The sequence below is a fragment of the Mycobacterium sp. URHB0044 genome (genome assembly GCF_000620625.1).
Lineage (GTDB): Bacteria > Actinomycetota > Actinomycetes > Mycobacteriales > Mycobacteriaceae > Mycobacterium.
In genome coordinates, this window is record NZ_JIAW01000010.1 from 82,450 (window position 1) to 98,702 (window position 16,253).

General features: G+C 68.1%; 16 protein-coding genes. 10 read left to right on the forward strand and 6 right to left on the reverse strand.

The window, feature by feature from the left end; all coding sequences use genetic code 11:
• Positions 1-90 precede the first annotated feature (90 nt).
• The 3 genes from N536_RS0120495 (at position 91) to N536_RS0120505 (ending at position 3,257) form a co-directional block, all read left to right on the forward strand.
• Positions 91-1,635, forward strand: coding sequence for a sugar transferase (locus N536_RS0120495; protein WP_081809299.1), 1,545 nt, complete (start codon positions 91-93; stop codon positions 1,633-1,635).
• Between the two features lie 260 nt (positions 1,636-1,895).
• Positions 1,896-2,729, forward strand: a complete 834-nt coding sequence (locus N536_RS0120500) for a biotin--[acetyl-CoA-carboxylase] ligase (protein WP_029115321.1) — start codon at positions 1,896-1,898, stop codon at positions 2,727-2,729.
• Between the two features lie 9 nt (positions 2,730-2,738).
• Positions 2,739-3,257 (forward strand): PH domain-containing protein, encoded by a 519-nt coding sequence (locus N536_RS0120505; RefSeq protein WP_029115322.1) that lies wholly within the window; start codon positions 2,739-2,741, stop codon positions 3,255-3,257.
• Here N536_RS0120505 and N536_RS0120510 read toward each other — a convergent pair.
• On the reverse strand, positions 3,212-3,886 hold the full coding sequence (locus tag N536_RS0120510) for a GtrA family protein (protein WP_029115323.1): 675 nt from the start codon (positions 3,884-3,886) through the stop codon (positions 3,212-3,214). The genes N536_RS0120505 and N536_RS0120510 overlap by 46 nt on opposite strands.
• A gap of 82 nt (positions 3,887-3,968) precedes the next feature.
• Between N536_RS0120510 and N536_RS0120515 the strand changes: the two genes are divergently transcribed.
• The 3 genes from N536_RS0120515 to N536_RS0120525 are packed head-to-tail and all read left to right on the forward strand — an operon-like array spanning position 3,969 to position 6,879.
• Positions 3,969-5,177, forward strand: coding sequence for a 5-(carboxyamino)imidazole ribonucleotide synthase (locus N536_RS0120515; RefSeq protein ID WP_369798451.1), 1,209 nt, complete (start codon positions 3,969-3,971; stop codon positions 5,175-5,177).
• A complete protein-coding gene (purE, locus tag N536_RS0120520; RefSeq protein ID WP_029115325.1) occupies positions 5,170-5,703 on the forward strand; it encodes a 5-(carboxyamino)imidazole ribonucleotide mutase in 534 nt (177 codons plus the stop codon). Before N536_RS0120515 ends, purE begins: the two co-directional genes overlap by 8 nt.
• A 12-nt stretch (positions 5,704-5,715) precedes the next feature.
• On the forward strand, positions 5,716-6,879 hold the full coding sequence (locus N536_RS0120525; RefSeq protein ID WP_029115326.1) for an acyl-CoA dehydrogenase: 1,164 nt from the start codon (positions 5,716-5,718) through the stop codon (positions 6,877-6,879).
• Between the two features lie 12 nt (positions 6,880-6,891).
• Here the strand turns inward: N536_RS0120525 and N536_RS0120530 are convergent, their stop codons facing one another.
• A complete protein-coding gene (locus N536_RS0120530; RefSeq protein ID WP_029115327.1) occupies positions 6,892-7,611 on the reverse strand; it encodes a TIGR03089 family protein in 720 nt (239 codons plus the stop codon).
• The gene (locus N536_RS0120535) at positions 7,608-9,083 is read right to left on the reverse strand and encodes an LCP family protein (protein ID WP_029115328.1); all 1,476 of its coding nucleotides are present in this window, start codon (positions 9,081-9,083) and stop codon (positions 7,608-7,610) included. Before N536_RS0120535 ends, N536_RS0120530 begins: the two co-directional genes overlap by 4 nt.
• 68 nt (positions 9,084-9,151) lie before the next feature.
• Between N536_RS0120535 and rfbD the strand changes: the two genes are divergently transcribed.
• The 4 genes from rfbD (at position 9,152) to N536_RS0120555 (ending at position 13,149) form a co-directional block, all read left to right on the forward strand.
• A complete protein-coding gene (rfbD, locus tag N536_RS0120540; RefSeq protein ID WP_029115329.1) occupies positions 9,152-10,018 on the forward strand; it encodes a dTDP-4-dehydrorhamnose reductase in 867 nt (288 codons plus the stop codon).
• Positions 10,019-10,084: 66 nt separating this feature from the next.
• On the forward strand, positions 10,085-11,113 hold the full coding sequence (locus tag N536_RS0120545) for a cellulase family glycosylhydrolase (protein ID WP_029115330.1): 1,029 nt from the start codon (positions 10,085-10,087) through the stop codon (positions 11,111-11,113).
• A 52-nt stretch (positions 11,114-11,165) separates the two neighbouring features.
• Positions 11,166-12,059, forward strand: coding sequence for a glycosyltransferase family 2 protein (locus N536_RS0120550; protein WP_029115331.1), 894 nt, complete (start codon positions 11,166-11,168; stop codon positions 12,057-12,059).
• Positions 12,060-12,072: 13 nt separating this feature from the next.
• Complete coding sequence (locus N536_RS0120555; protein WP_029115332.1) at positions 12,073-13,149, forward strand: sugar phosphate nucleotidyltransferase; 1,077 nt, start codon at positions 12,073-12,075, stop codon at positions 13,147-13,149.
• On the opposite strand, the gene N536_RS0120560 is transcribed toward N536_RS0120555, so the two are convergent.
• From N536_RS0120560 to cofD, 3 genes are read right to left on the reverse strand one after another with little or no spacing between them, the layout of a single operon-like run.
• On the reverse strand, positions 13,131-13,673 hold the full coding sequence (locus N536_RS0120560) for an NUDIX hydrolase (RefSeq protein ID WP_029115333.1): 543 nt from the start codon (positions 13,671-13,673) through the stop codon (positions 13,131-13,133). The two genes, N536_RS0120555 and N536_RS0120560, sit on opposite strands and share 19 nt — an antisense overlap.
• 28 nt (positions 13,674-13,701) lie before the next feature.
• Positions 13,702-15,057, reverse strand: coding sequence for a coenzyme F420-0:L-glutamate ligase (locus N536_RS0120565; RefSeq protein WP_029115334.1), 1,356 nt, complete (start codon positions 15,055-15,057; stop codon positions 13,702-13,704).
• Entirely contained in the window at positions 15,054-16,055 is a 1,002-nt protein-coding gene (cofD, locus tag N536_RS0120570; protein WP_029115335.1) for a 2-phospho-L-lactate transferase, read from the reverse strand. Before cofD ends, N536_RS0120565 begins: the two co-directional genes overlap by 4 nt.
• Positions 16,056-16,253: the final 198 nt, after the last annotated feature.

A 16,253-nucleotide genomic window follows, 5' to 3' on the forward strand; every position in this document is an offset into this window, starting at 1 on the left:
AAAGCGGTCTGACGGGGTGAATGTTCGTGACCAGGCTATTCACCGAATATGTGGCGTCGGCTGGCAAACAGTGCAATAGTGTTACGGGGCATGAGGGGGAACCCCATCGCGAAAGCTGCCAGCAAACAGGAGGTACGGCGACCAGTGTCGGTGGCAGAAGAGGTTTACGCTCCCGCCAGGACGCCCCTTAGGGCGGTCACTCCCTCGGCAGGTCCGCGATGGCAGCGGCGCTACGTGCACGCGCTCATCGTCACCGACGTGCTCGTGGTGATGGCGGCGATGGCATGCGCTCAGATGATCAAGCTCGGACGGCCGATCACGGCCCTCGATCCGGCCTCGATCTACTTCTCGATTCTCTCGGTCTTCGTGGCCGCGATCTGGCTGGCACTGCTGGCCGCCTACCGCACCCGTTCGCCGCGCATCGTCGGCGCCGGCGTCGAGGAATACCGGCGGGTGGTGTCCGCGACGCTCGCGACCATCGGCGTCGTCGCCGTCGCCCTGATGATCTTCCGCCCGGAGTACGCCCGCGGTTACCTCGCCGTCGCGTTCCCGCTCGGCCTCGCCGGTTTGATGGTCAGCCGCAACATCTGCCGCGGTTATCTGGCCAGGCAGCGTCGTCGGGGGCAGTGCGTCGTCACGGTGCTCGCGGTTGGCGATGCCCGCGCCGTGCGCAGCCTGGTTCAGTCGCTCACCCGTGGCTGGGGCTACGGCTACTCGGTCGTCGGCGTCTGCCTCACCGGGCGTAGTTCGGGCGGCACCATCGACATTCCGGGTGTTGGCACGCTGCCCGTGCTCGGCGACGAGGGCAAGGTCCACGACGCGATCCTCAAGACCAACGCCGATACGGTCGCGCTGACCACCACTGACCACCTCGGCCCCGAAGGCGTCCGGGAACTGTCCTGGGACCTGCACACACTTGGCGTTGACCTGGTCGTCACGCCCGGTGTCGTGGACGTCGCAGGCCCGCGCCTGACCATGCGCCCCGTCGCCGGTCTGCCGCTGATCCACGTGGAGAAGCCGCAATACAGCGGCACCAAGAAGATCCAGAAGCTGGCGTTCGACTACTTCGTGTCGATCTCGGTGCTGCTGGGTGCGCTGCCCGTGATGATCGCCGCGGCCGTCGCCATCAAGCTGACCAGTAGGGGCCCGGTGTTCTACCGCTCCGAACGCATCGGTCTCGAGGGCACGCCGTTCCAGATGATCAAGTTCCGGACGATGGTGGAAGACGCCGACAAGCAGGTCGACAGTCTGGTCCACATCAACGAGAGCGTGGGCGGCGTCCTCTTCAAGATCAAGGACGACCCGCGCATCACCGCCGTCGGCCGCCTGCTGCGCAAGTACAGCATCGACGAGCTCCCGCAGTTCTTCAACGTCCTGCGCCGCGACATGAGCGTCGTGGGCCCGCGCCCGCCTCTGCGCCGCGAGGTGGACACCTACAACGACCAGGTTCGCCGCCGGCTGCTCGTCCTGCCCGGCATCACCGGACTGTGGCAAGTGAGCGGTCGCTCGGACTTGTCATGGGAGGACTCGGTCCGCCTGGACCTGTCGTACGTGGAGAACTGGTCCATCACCAACGACGTGCTCATCGCCGTGAAGACCATTCGCACCGTCGCCACCGGATCCGGCGCTTACTGAGCGTCGGCCGGCTGAGGCAGGCACACGGGCTCCGGCCAGCAACCATCGTCACGCGGCCCAGCCGGTCTCCCTCGGGGAGTTACTCGGACGTCACCGCAAAATGAGAAGATGCGCCGCTATTCGGCTGCAGTCGAATTTCCCAAACGCACGAGATCTTCACGAGATCTACGCGGTAACCGAGCGTATCGGTCGAAGCTCGCGAACTCATACCGAGACCGGCCGTTCGTGACCGGAAACACACCGCAATAGGCTGTCGCACCATGACTACTGACGACTGGCGAAATCCCCTGGATGCCGCCGCGCTGCGGGACGCTTCTCGCGGCGCACGGTGGCGGCGGATCGACGTGGTGGCAGAGACCGGCTCCACCAACGCCGATCTGATCGCGCGCGCGGCGGCGGGCGAGGACATCGACGGCGCGGTGCTCATCGCCGAACATCAGACCGCGGGACGTGGCCGCAATGGCCGCACCTGGTCGGCCGTTCCCCGTACCCAGGTCACGATGTCGGTCGGCGTAAATGCGGAGGACATCCCCAACCAGGCATGGGGATGGATCCCGTTGGTGGCCGGTTTGGCCGTGCTCGACGCCGTCGCGGCAGTGGCTGGCGCGGAGGCAGGCCTGAAGTGGCCCAACGACGTACTGGCGCGACCGCCCGCCACGGGGAAGCTGGCAGGCATTCTGGCCGAGGTGGCGGCGCCCGCGCCCGTCATCGTGATCGGCATCGGACTGAACGTATCGCTGCGGGCCGACGAACTGCCCGATCCCGGCGCGACGTCGCTGGCCATCCTCGGCGGCCGTCCCACCGACCGCCGAGAGCTCGTCGTCGCACTGCTGGACGGTCTGGCGCGCCGGCTCGACGGGCTGCGGGCGGCAGGCGGCGCCGATCCCGCCCTGGTGTCCGAGTACACCGCGCGCAGTCTCACCATCGGCATGCGTGTCCGCGCCACGCTGCCCGGGAACCGCGAGATCATCGGCGACGCGGCGGGCGTCGACGACCAGGGCCGACTGCGCATCGACAGCGGCGACGAGACAGTCGTGGTGGCGGCGGGAGACATCGTGCATCTTCGGCCCTTCGAGAGCGCCGGGTCTGGGTAGAGTCGCACCGTGGGATACCCGGATAACGTGCTGGCCGCCGACGAGCGCGTCGTGCTGCACCGGCATCCGCACTGGAAGCGGTTGATCGGACCCGTCCTCGTGCTTCTGCTCGCGACCGCACTTGCGGCGTTCGGCGCCGCGGTGGTCAACCAGACCGACTGGAGCGGCACGGCCAAGAACGTCGTGATGGCCGTGATCGGAGCGGTCTGGCTGATCATCGTCGGATGGTTGGTCCTGTGGCCATTCCTGAACTGGCGCACAACGCATTTCGTCATCACCGACCGCCGGGTGATGTTCCGCCACGGCCTGCTGACCCGCGCCGGGATCGACATCCCGCTGGCGAGGATCAACAGCGTCGAGTTCCGGCACGGCTTGCTCGACAGGATGCTGCGCACGGGCACGCTGATCATCGAATCGGCGAGCCAGGATCCCCTAGAGTTTCACGACATTCCGCGCGTCGAGCAGGTGCACTCCCTGCTCTATCACGAAGTCTTCGACACCCTCGGTTCCGAGGAATCGCCGAGCTGATCCGACTTGCGGGCCTTCCTGCCGCGCAGCGGCGTGACCGTGCCGTCCTGATCCTTCAGAGCCCGACTCTCGTAGCCGTCCTCGATCGCCTCGGCGATGCCGCCTGCGGTCATCGTCGCCTCGACCGCCTTGTCGGGGTTGCGGCCGAATTCGTCGGGGAACACCCAACGGCGGAACGCCCAGAACCGGAATGCCATCTGCAGCAGGTTGCCGATGATGTATGCCGAGACGAAGTCGGCGATGTTCTCCATGGTCAGCGATACGTCGGGCACCCGGAGCTGTAGCACGTAGCTGGAGAAGTACAGCGGGGCCATGCTGAGGAGCACGCCGACACCGCTGACGCCGAAGAACAGCAGCGCCTCGTGGTGGCGTTCCCGCCCGCCGCGGTCGCGGAAGCTCCATTCCCGATTCAGGATGTAGGACGCGATGACCGCGACGATGCCCGAGATGATCTTGGCGGTCACCGGCTTGGGTTCGAGGATCGTCAACTTCAGCGTGTAGAAGATCGCGGAGTCGATGATGAACGTCGTCCCACCAACGATGGCGAACTTGATCAGCTCGTGATGCTGTTCGGCGTATGGCCGGATCACACCCGGCAGCCGCGCGATGGTGGCATCAGTGAAAGACACAAGAGCGCAGTCTACGGAAATCCGGCACCCGACGTGTACCCGCGCAGGTGGCGGCCGGTTCCGGCCGTGACAACATAGCAGCGTGAGTGCACCCCCAGTCGTAGCCATGATCGGTGGCGGCCAGCTGGCCAGGATGACCCATCAGGCGGCAATCGCGCTCGGCCAGACGCTGCGCGTGCTCGCTGCTGCTCCCGACGATCCGGCCGCTCAGGTGAGCCCCGACGTGGTGCTCGGCGCGCACACCGACATCGATGCGTTGCGCGCAGCGGCCAAGGGCGCGGATGCGTTGACCTTCGACCACGAACACGTGCCCACCGAGCTGCTCGAGAAGTTGGTCGCCGAGGGCGTCAAGGTGGCTCCGCCGCCGGAGGCGCTGATCCACGCGCAGGACAAACTGGTGATGCGGCGACGACTGCACGCGCTTGGGGCGCCGGTGCCGCGGTTCGCCGAGGTGACGAAGGTCGACGACGTCGACGACTTCGCCGCGCTGGTCGGCGGCCCGATCGTCGTCAAGACGGTGCGCGGCGGCTACGACGGCCGCGGCGTCATCCTCGCCCGTGACGTCACCGAGGCGCGTGAGGCAGCGGGCCGGTATCTGGCCGACGGCGTGGCGGTACTCGTCGAGGAACGCGTCGACATGCGGCGTGAACTGTCCGCACTGGTGGCCCGTTCGCCCTTCGGGCAGGGCGCGGCCTGGCCGATCGTTCAGACCGTCCAGCAAGACGGCATCTGCGTCGAGGTCATCGCGCCCGCGCCCGCCCTGGATCCCGAGTTGGGTCGTGCCGCAGGCGCTCTGGGTCTGCGGCTGGCCGAGGAGCTCGGGGTGGTCGGCGTGCTGGCCGTCGAGCTGTTCGAGACCAAGGACGGCGGGCTGCTGGTCAACGAATTGGCGATGCGCCCGCACAACTCCGGGCACTGGACCATGGACGGATCCAGGACCAGCCAGTTCGAACAACACCTGCGTGCGGTTCTGGACTATCCGCTCGGCGCGACGGGTGCAATCGCGCCGCTGACCGTGATGGCCAACGTGCTCGGCGCGCCGACTGCGCCGGCGATCAGCATGGACGAGCGGCTGCATCACCTGTTCGCGCGGATGCCGGACGCCAAGGTGCACCTGTACGGGAAGTCGGAGCGGTCGGGGCGCAAGATCGGGCACGTGAACCTGCTCGGGGCGCCCGACGGATCGGCCGCCGACGAAGACTACGTGGCGGAATTACGGGAGCGGGCGGCACGCGCCGCGCACTACCTCTCGCACGGTGAGTGGACGGATGGATGGGACGAACATGCCTAGCCCTCGAGTTGGCGTGATCATGGGCAGCGACAGCGACTGGTCGGTCATGGAAGACGCGGCGACCGCGCTGGCCGAGTTCGACGTGCCCTTCGAAGTCGGCGTGGTGTCGGCGCACCGCACGCCCGGTCGGATGCTCGACTACGCGCGGAACGCGGCGGGCCGCGGCCTCGAGGTCGTCATCGCCGGAGCGGGTGGCGCAGCGCATCTGCCCGGCATGGTCGCCGCCGCAACGCCGCTGCCGGTGATCGGCGTACCGGTGCCACTCGCGCGCCTCGACGGCATGGATTCGTTGCTGTCGATCGTGCAGATGCCCTCGGGCGTACCGGTCGCGACGGTGTCGATCGGCGGCGGCCGCAATGCGGGTCTGCTGGCGGTACGCATCCTCGGCTCGTCGGATCCCGCGTTGCGCGCCCGCATGGAGGGCTTCCAGGCCGATCTGGAGGCCATGGTGCTGCAGAAGGACGCGGCGCTGCGGGATCGGCTGCTGGGCGACGCGGCAGCACCAGGTAAAGTTACCGGCGAGTAGCAAGGAGTTCTCATGGCCATCGGTAACCCCTCATTCGACGTCTTCAAGCTGTCGGAGGAGCACGACGACTTGCGCACCGTGCTGCGTGATCTGTGCGAGAAGGAGATCGCGCCGTACGCGGCCGACGTCGACGAAAAGGCGCGCTACACAGACGAAGCGCTCGCGGCTCTGAACTCCTCGGGCTTCTCGGCGATCCACATTCCTGAGGAGTACGGCGGTCAGGGGGGCGACTCGGTGGCGGCGTGCATCGTCATCGAAGAAGTCGCCCGCGTGTGCGCGTCGTCGTCGCTGATCCCGATCTGCAACAAGCTCGGCACCATGGGCATGCTGATGAAGGGCTCGGAGGAACTCAAGAAGCAGGTGCTGCCGTCCATCGGCGCGGGGGAGGCCACCGCGTCGTACGCATTGAGCGAGCGGGAGGCCGGCAGCGACGCCGCAGCCATGCGCACCAGGGCCAAGGCCGACGGTGACGACTGGATTCTGAACGGGTCGAAGTGCTGGATCTCCAACGGCGGTCACTCCACCTGGTACACGGTCATGGCGGTCACCGATCCCGACAAGGGCGCGAACGGGATCTCGGCGTTCGTCGTGCACAAGGACGACGAGGGGTTCGTCGTCGGGCCGAAGGAACGCAAGTTGGGCATCAAGGGATCGCCCACCACCGAGCTGTACTTCGAGAACTGCCGGATTCCTGGGGACCGCATCATCGGTGAACCGGGGACCGGGTTCAAGACCGCGCTGGCGACACTGGACCACACCCGCCCGACCATCGGGGCGCAGGCCGTGGGCATCGCGCAGGGCGCCCTGGATGCCGCGATCGCATATACCAAGGAGCGCAAGCAGTTCCGCAAGGCGATCAGTGACTTCCAGGCGGTGCAGTTCATGCTCGCCGACATGGCGATGAAGATCGAGGCCGCCCGGCTGATGGTCTACAGCGCCGCGGCGCGGGCCGAGCGCGGCGAGCCGAATCTCGGGTTCATCTCCTCGGCGGCCAAGTGCTTCGCCTCCGACGTCGCCATGGAGGTCACCACCGATGCCGTGCAACTGTTCGGCGGCTACGGCTACACCGTGGACTTCCCGGTCGAGCGGATGATGCGCGACGCCAAGATCACTCAGATCTACGAGGGCACCAACCAGATTCAGCGCGTCGTCATGTCACGTGCGCTGCTGAAGTGAGCCCGGTGACGGCTACCCGCGGGTGACCTTCTCGGTCAGCCTGCGCCGCGCCTGCGCGTCGGGATCGCTATTCGGATTGGCCACCTGCACGAGGGATGCGCCGGCGACGTAGATCGCGAGCAGATTGTCGATCAGCTCGTCTGGTGTATCCCATCCGGCGGTCGAGAGTATGCGGTCGGTCGCCGTCAAATCCCTTGCCGCGGCTGACGTCCGAGCCGCGGCGAGAACGTCGTCCGTCGACCGCCCGGCCAGGGCGAGACCCGGTTGACGCTCGGGCACGATCTGGTCTCCGTGCACCCGCACCGACGTGGCGTAGTCGGTGATGCCGAAGGGGAGGTCGGGAACCGGCTTGCCGAACGGGTCCAGCGACAGGGCGATCACCTCGCCGCCGGACGCTCCGACGGCGGCGTCGGCCTCGTCGAGGCGCGCCGGTGTGCAGCAAGCGATGTCGCAATCGGCTTGTCCGAGAACGACTTCGGCGCCGATGTACCAGACTCCGAACAGGACGCCCGCGGTTTGCCAATGCGCGGGGAGCAGGATGCCGACACGACTGCCCGGGCCTGCGCCCAGTTCGTCGCGCAGGAGGTTGGCGGTCTTGGCCGCCCAGTTGGCGAGTGTCGCGGTGGACAGCTCGATGCGTTCGCCCGTCGCGTCGTCGTAGTAGGTGATGCGTGGCCCGGCGGGGTTGTTGCGCAGCAACGGATCGAGCACCGCGGCACTGACGGTGCTCAGCTCACGCACTCCGGATCGTTGGAACCCGCGGTGATGATCGGCGACGGCGGGGGAGGGGCTTCGGAGGACTCGGCGGCGGCAGGGTCGGCGGTCTGGGTGTCGGCGGCCGACGGGTCCTCGTTGCCGAGGCCGGAGCCGGGGCCGGTGTAGTCGGCCGCAAGCACCACCCGCACCGATCCGGGCGCCACCGTGGCATCCTCGACGACCGGCAGGTTGCCCAGTTCCTTCGCGACGGCCTGGGCGCCGAGATCGTCCGACTTGGCTGCCTGGACCTGGCTGCGCGAGACGTGTTCGGCCTCGGTGTTGCCGACGTCGCCAGGAGTGAAGCCCTTGCTGGACAGCACTTCCGACACCGAGGCGGCGAGACCGTTGATGTCGGTGTCGTTCACCACTTCCGTGGTGGTCTTCGCCGGCGAGTAGGCCAGCTCTTCGGTCTTGCCCTCGTCCTGGTCCTGCAAGAGGCCCGACACCCAGGTGTGCACCTGTTCCGGATCCACCCGAACGACGCTCTGCATGCCGTCGTCGCTCCAGCCGTCCTCCTGCAGGACCGGAATCGTGGCGAACGCGACGTTGCCGCCCGCCAGCTTCTGCAGCTGCGTGACGAAGTCCATGATGTCCCAGCCATCGGAGATCACCACCGAGCGCTGGACGGCGTCCTGCAGCCGGTTGAGCGTGGCCGGACTGGACAGTGTCTTGCCCGAGATCACTTGGTGGGCAAGCGATGCCATTACGACCTGCTGGCGCACCACCCGGTCGAGGTCACCGCGTGGCAGGTCGTGCCGTTGCCGGACGAAGCTCAAGGCCTGCGGGCCGTCCAGCTTCTGCCAGCCGGCAGGGAAGTCGGCACCCGAAAGTGGTTCGTAGACGGCGTCTTTGAGGCAGACATCGACTCCGCCGAGCGCATCGGTGATCAGCGCGAAGCCGAGCAGGCCGATCTCCGCGTAGTGGTCGACGGTCACCCCCGTCAGCTTGGCGACGGTCGCGATCAGCGCCTCGCGGGCCGCCGCATTCGCTTGCGGCTCGGCCTGCGCGGGATCCATGCCTTCCTCTTCGACGAGCTGCTTCATCTTGTCCAGCTTGACCTCGCCGAAGACTCCGTTGATCTTCATCTTGCGAAGACCAGGCGCCTCGACGTAGGAGTCGCGCGGGATCGAGATGGCGGTGGCCGACTTCCCGTTGTTGGGGATGCGGACCAGGATGATGGTGTCGGTGTTGGTCGACACGTCGTCACCGGCCCGCAAGATGGCCAACTCCTCGGCCGACAGCGGATTGCCATGCGCGTCGGTCCTGCTGTCCATGCCGACCAGCAGGATGTCGATGGCACCGTCCTCGCCGCCGCCACCGAGCGACGCCGAGGAGATGTGGTTGATGCCGGACTCGAACGAGCGGATCTTGCTCCAGGCGACGCCCGTGCCGAGGACGACGACCAGTGCCGAGACGACGGCAACGGTGCGAACGAGGCGACCTGGCATCAGCCCAGGCTACTGGCGAGGCGGCCGCAGAGCGGGTAGGGCGGGTCGGCGTGCCAGACTCTTCAACCATGTCGCAGAGGATCGTGATCATCGGGGCAGGAGGCCTGGTCGGCTCCGTCTTGGCAGCTCAGGCCACGCAGCAGGGGCGCGACGTGCTCGCCCTGACGTCGTCGGAGTGCGACGTCACCGACGCGACGGCGCCCGAGCGGCACATCTCCGTGGGTGACGTGGTGATCAACTGCGCCGCCTACACCAAGGTCGACGACGCCGAGCGTGACGCCGAAAGAGCGCGCGCCGTCAACGTCACGGGCGCGGAGAACGTGGCCCACGCCTGCGCGCGTGTCGCGGCAAGCCTGGTGCACATCTCCACCGACTACGTATTCAGTGGTGACTTCGGTGGCGGCGAGCCCCGACCGTACGAGATCGACGACGAGACGGGCCCGCTGAGCGTCTACGGCGAGACCAAGCTTGCGGGTGAGTTCGCGGTGCTGGCAGCGATGCCCGACGCCCACGTCGTCCGCACGTCCTGGATCTTCTCCGGCGGTGACGGTGGCGACTTCGTGGCGACCGTGCGACGGCGAGCGGCCGGCGACGAGACGATGGACGTGGTGGCCGACCAGATCGGTACGCCCACGTATGTGGGCGACCTGGCGGCGGCGCTGCTCGAGGTCGCCGATGGCACGATCTCCGAACCCGTGCTGCATGCCGCCAATCAGGGCGAGGCCAGTCGCTTCGAACAGGCGCAGGCCGTGTTCGAGCTGCTCGGCGCCGACCCGGCACGGGTGCGTCCGGTCGACACCGCCCGGTTTCCCCGCCCCGCGCCAAGACCGGCGTACTCCGCGCTGTCCGGTCGCCGGTCCGCAGCAGCGGGCCTGACCCCGCTACGGCCGTGGCGCGACGCGCTCGCGGCGGCGCTGGCGTCCTCGCCTGGCTGAATTTCGCCCGCCACGGCGGCCGTTCGGGAGGCGTGACGAATTCGCCGGTGCGGTAGTTTTCTGGTCATGACGAAACGGGCAGCAAGTTTCTTGGCGTGTCTGGCGGTCGTCGTCGGCTTCGCCGTGTCACCGACGGCAAGTGCCGCGCCACCTGTCATCCCGGCAGCGGGTTACGGCTTCGGCGACGGGGCCCAGATGACGTGGCTCGGCGCCGAAGACGTCAACCGCGAACTCGATGCCGTCGCCAAGACCAACGCGACCTGGTTGCGGGTGCTCATCCCGTGGACCAACATCGAAACGGCGAAGGGCCAGTACAACTGGGGCCAGCAGGACGTCGTGATGAACGCCGCAGCGGCGCGCAACCTGCGGGTGCTCGGCGTCATCGCCTACTCGCCGGATTGGGCCCGGCCACCGGGCAGCTACTTCACCACACCGCCGAACAACGCGTCCGACTACGCCGACTTCGCCACCGCCGTGGTGCAGCGGTACGGCGCGCAAGTGTCGAACTGGCAGCTGTGGAACGAGCCGAACCTCCCGTTGTTCTTCGGTGGTACGCCGCGCAACGCCCCGCGCTACACCGAGCTGGTGAAGGCCGCCTACCCGGCGATCAAGGCGGTGCAGCCAGGCAGCACCGTCGTCCTCGCCGGACTGAGCCGACTGCCGGGCGAGGAGTCGCCGCCGGCGTTCCTGGAGAAGATGTACGCAGCGGGTGCCAAGGGCAGCTTCGATGCCGCGGCGGCGCACCCCTACGTCTTTCCCACCGGTCTTGCGGCGAATCCCGAGAACGGCTGGTCGGACGTCGGCGCCATGCACGACGTCATGGCAGGCAACGGTGACGGTGGCAAGAAGATCTGGATGACCGAGTTGGGGGCTCCCACCTGCGACTGCGCCGACGGCGTCAGCCCGCAGGAACAGGCCAAGCAGATCACCGACGTGCTCGCCGCGGCCGCGGCGACCGGTTACAGCGGCCCCGCCTTCATCTACAGCATCCGCGACACCGACACGGCGAACCGCGGCGACCGCGAGTCCAACGTCGGCGCGCTTCTCACCTCGGACTGGCAGCCGAAGTTCACGGCCGGGGTGCTGGCGCGCTGACGGGCGCGGCACGAAGCGGGACTCCGATGCCCATCCCGCTACCCTTTACGCCGTGAGTGACGAACTGGTCGTGGTGACGGTGACGTATTCACCAGGGCCGCATCTCGACAGGTTCCTCGCCACGCTGTCGCACGCCACGGAGCGGCCCGTCACGGTGGTGATGGCCGACAACGGTTCCACCGACGGCGCCCCCGAGGAAGCCCTGGAGCGTCATGCCAACACGCGGTTGCTGCGCACCGGTGGCAACCTCGGCTACGGCACCGCCGTGAACCGCGCGGTCGCCGAGGTGCTCGCCGATCCCACGATCTCGGGTGACTCCGAGTTCTTCATCGTGGCCAACCCCGACGTGCAGTGGGGTCCGCACAGCATCGACGCCATGTTGGACGCGGCCACCAGGTGGCCCCGGGCCGGCTCGCTCGGCCCGCTGATCCACGATCCGGACGGCACGGTCTATCCGTCCGCTCGTCACCAACCCAGCCTGCTCCGCGGTGGCATGCACGCCGTGGTCGGACCGTTCTGGAAATCCAACCCGTGGACCGCCGCGTACCGCCAGGAGCGTCTCCAGCCCAGCGAACGCGCCGTCGGCTGGTTGTCGGGGTCCTGCCTTTTGCTGCGCAGGGCCGCGTTCGAGGAGGTCGGTGGCTTCGACGAGCGGTATTTCATGTACATGGAAGACGTGGACCTGGGAGATCGCCTCGAACGGGCCGGTTGGTTGAACGTGTATGTGCCGTCGGCGGAGATTTTGCACGACAAGGGACATGCCACGGGTCGCGATCCAGCCCGCAACTTGGCGGCGCATCACGAAAGCACCTACACTTTCCTCGCCGATCGGCATCGTGGCTGGTGGCAGGCGCCGCTGCGATGGGCCATCAGGTCGGCTCTCGCCGCTCGCGCTCGGATAGTGGTCGGGAGCTCTCGGCGCAAGCTGGCGAAAGGAAGGCGATGACGTGGCAACTTCCGTGGATCCGTCTCAGGTAGACGCGGTCGTTCTGGTCGGCGGGCAGGGCACCCGCCTGCGTCCGCTGACGCTGTCCGCGCCCAAGCCGATGCTGCCGACGGCGGGTTTGCCGTTCCTGACGCACCTGCTCTCCCGCATCGCCGATGCCGGCATCCGGCACGTCGTGCTCGGCACCTCGTACAAGGCCGAGGTGTTCGAAGCCGAGTTCGGCGATGGCTCCAAGCTCGGCCTGGAGATCGACTACGTCGTCGAGGACCAGCCGCTCGGAACGGGCGGTGGCATCGCCAACGTGGCGTCGAAGCTGCGGTACGGCACCGCGCTGGTATTCAACGGCGACGTGCTGTCCGGCTCCGACCTTGGCGCGCTGCTTGCCAGCCACTACGAGCGCGAAGCCGATCTCACCCTGCACCTGGTGCGCGTCGGCGATCCCCGCGCATTCGGTTGTGTGCCAACGGATTCCGACGGTGGTGTGACGGCGTTCCTGGAGAAGACACAGGATCCGCCAACCGACCAGATCAACGCGGGCTGCTACGTCTTCCAGCGCGAGGTCATCGACCGCATCCCCACCGGGCGCGCGGTGTCCGTCGAACGCGAGGTGTTCCCGGCGCTGCTGTCGGAAGGCCTCAAGGTGTGCGGCTACGTCGACGCCACGTACTGGCGCGACATGGGCACTCCCGACGACTTCGTCCGTGGCTCAGCCGATCTCGTCCGCGGCATCGCGCCGTCGCCCGCACTGAAGGGCCATCGGGGCGAGGAACTGGTGCACGACGGAGCCGCCGTGGCACCCGGTGCACTCTTGATCGGCGGAACCGTGGTCGGCCGCGGTGCGGAGATCGGCCCCGGCGTCCGGCTGGACGGCGCGGTGATCTTCGACGGGGCGCGCATCGAGGCGGGGTCGGTCATCGAACGGTCGATCATCGGGTTCGGCGCCCGCATCGGCCCGCGCGCCTTGATCCGTGACGGCGTCATCGGCGACGGCGCAAGCATCGGGGCGCGGTGCGAGCTGCTGCGCGGAGCGAGGGTGTGGCCGGGAGTGCAGATCCCCGACGGCGGAATTCGCTACTCCACGGACGTCTGAGCCGCCCGCACCAACTGTCGTAGCCCGTCGTCTGCCCCCTCGGGCAGGCCGTCCAACGGCCACCACCGCAGATCCAGCGATTCGTCGCTGCACGTGATCTGGGCGCCCTCGGCGGCGCGGGCGACGAACTGGACGTCGAGGTGGCGCGTCGGCACCCCCAACGAACACGTCACGGGGTGCACGTGCAGCGCCGCGGGCACGGAGTCGACGGTGAGCCCGGCGATGCCGGATTCCTCCGTCGCCTCACGCAGCGCCGCGGCGGCGATGTCCGCGTCGTCGGCTTCGCAGTGCCCGCCGAGTTGCACCCAGCGGCCCAGGCGCGGATGCAGGGTGAGCAGCGTCTGCGTGCCCGTGTGATCGAGCACCAGTGCCGAGGCGGTGATGTGGCCCGGCACGCACTCTCGCAGACACGCGTCGGGGCGAGCGAGGACGAAGCTCAGGATGGCGTGGCGCAGCGAGTCCTGCGTGAAATCGGGTGCCGGCCAATGGGTGAGCGTGCTGACGACCGAGTCGTGCAGTGTCATCGGTGCGTTCTGCTCTTCGCGCGAGCGCTCATCGCTCTATCAGGAGATCGGTCGTCGGCACCGGATCCCGTGGCCCTGCCGGCTCTTCGGGATGGCCGATCGCGACGGCGCCGAGCGGCTCCCAGTCGGCTGGCAGATCGAGTTCTTCGCGCACGAGGTTCTGAGCGAAGATCGTCGAGCCGATCCAGCAGCTGCCAACGCCCCTGACGGCCAGCGCCACCAAGAGCGCCTGCACCGCGGCGCCGACGGCGACGGTGAACATGGTGTGCTCGGCGGCCGTTCTCGCGGCATCGGGATAGGCGTGGGCGCCATCGGGCACCATCACCGGGATGACGAGTTCTGGCGCGTCGTAGAGGATCCGCCCTCGGTCGAGGCGGCGTTCGACGGAGTCGGCGGCCCGTCCGTCGGCGGTCAGGTCGGCGCGCCACTGGTCCCGCATCCGATCGAGCAGCCGCACCCGGGTGGCGTGGTCGCGGATCCAGACGAACCGCACCGGGCGGGTGTGGTGCGGGGCCGGCGCGGTGAGCGCCTCGCTCACGGCCTCCTGCACGGTGGTGGGGTCGACCGGCTGCGCGGTGAACCGACGGACCGAGCGCCGCAGCAGCTGCGCCTGGCGTAGGCCTTCCTCGCGGCCGCGGGCCAACGCCTCCTCGGTGCCCAGCCAGAACAGATCCTCCTCGCCCGCGCGCACCAAGGTGCGGCCGTTGGAGCCGTCGTCGCCGGGTTTCAGGCCGCGGACCACCGCGACCGGGACGCCGGTCAGCTTGCCCTTCACCAGATCTGCGGCGGCCGCGATCTCGTCTGCGACGGCCACCTCGGTGACGAGCAGTTCGTTGCCATGTTGGTCGTGGGCGCCCGCGTAGCCGTGGAGCACCGCAACGCCTGCGGCACCGATGGCGGCGTCGGTCTGGCCGTTGCGCCAGGCTCGACCCATCGTGTCGGTGATCACCACGCCGACGGTGACGCCAAGCAGTTCGCGCAGCCGACTCCGCAGCGCTGCCGCGCTGCCGTCGGGATCGACGGGCAGCAGGGCCAATTCGGCGGCGTCGACGTTGGAGCCGTCCACGCCCGCGGCGGCCTGGATCAATCCGATGGCGTTCTCGGTGATCAACGTGCGGCCCTTGCGGGCCAGTACGCGCACGGCCTCGGAGTCGATCAGTTTGCGGCGCAGGGCATCCCGCTCTTCCGGGTCCGTCGGCGCTGCGACGATCCTGCCCTCCGACTTCGAGAGCACCTTGCTGGTGACCACGACGACGTCGTCGTTGCGCAGCCACGGCGCCGCGGCGGCGATGGCGGTCGCCACGTCGTCTCCCGGCCGGAATTCGGGAAGCCCTGGCACGGGCAGGATTTCGATGATGTCGGCGGAGCCGTGGTCGGCATTCACTGGTCCACTCCCGCCAACTCCAGTCCGCTGCGCACCATTTCGGCGGTCGCCTTCGGATCGGTCATCAGAAGTGGTATCGCTCGCACCTCGACACCGTCGACCGTCGCCTCGTCGCCTTCGTCGATGAGCCAGCCGTCGAGGATGCCGACCGACGATCGGGCGCCGTAGTGGGCCCCGACGGCCGCAGAGGTGGTTTCGACGCCGATCACGGACAGGCACTCATCGGCCATCCCGCGCAACGGCTTTCCCGCAATGATGGGGGAGTAACCGACGACGGGCGCGGGCGTCGAGCGCAACGCCGCCCGGATGCCGGGTACGGCCAGGACGCCGCCGATGCTGACGACCGGATTGGACGGCGCGAGGAATACGACGTCGGCCTCGGCGATGGCGTCGGTGACGCCTGGGCCCGCCGAAGCGTCCTCTGCGCCGACGAAGGCGAAGCCGTGCGTGGGGATTTGGGCGCGATAGCGCACCCACCACTCCTGGAAGTGAATCGCCCGCTGAGTGCCCGACTGATCTTCTGGATCGGAAACCACGACGTGGGTCTCGCAGCGGTCGTCGGTGACGGGCAACAGGCGCGCGCCGGGCTGCCAGCGCTTGCACAACGCCTCGGTCACCTGGGAGAGGGGATAGCCCGCGCGCAACATCTGACTTCGGACCAGGTGCGTGGCGAGATCTCGGTCGCCGAGGCCGAACCAGTCGGGTTGCACGCCGTATGCGGCGAGTTCGGCCTTGGCGTTCCACGTCTCGTCTGCGTGCCCCCAACCCCGCACCGGATCGATGCCGCCGCCAAGGGTGTACATGCACGTGTCTAGGTCGGGGCAGATCCGCACGCCGTGCATCCATGCGTCATCACCGACGTTCACGATTGCTGTGAGTTCGTGGTCGCCAACGGGACCGGTGCCTGCGCCAGCGAATTGCCCCAACCCCAGCAACTGTTGGACGCCGAGGAGAAACTTGGCGCCACCGACGCCGCCGACCAGAACGCAGACCTTCACATCGACCGAGACTAGGCCCTCGTGCTGCAGTAGCGTCGTCCGTGGGGTCGTTTTGACGACACGCCGGATAACCGACGCGCCGATTTTCGGTCACGGGATGGTATGAAATTCCGTTCTAGCGCTTGACCGGTGCAGCTAACACGTGTCTAATCACATCAGTGTCATTTCCCGGTTGGCCGGCCGGTTCCGGTGTCGCAG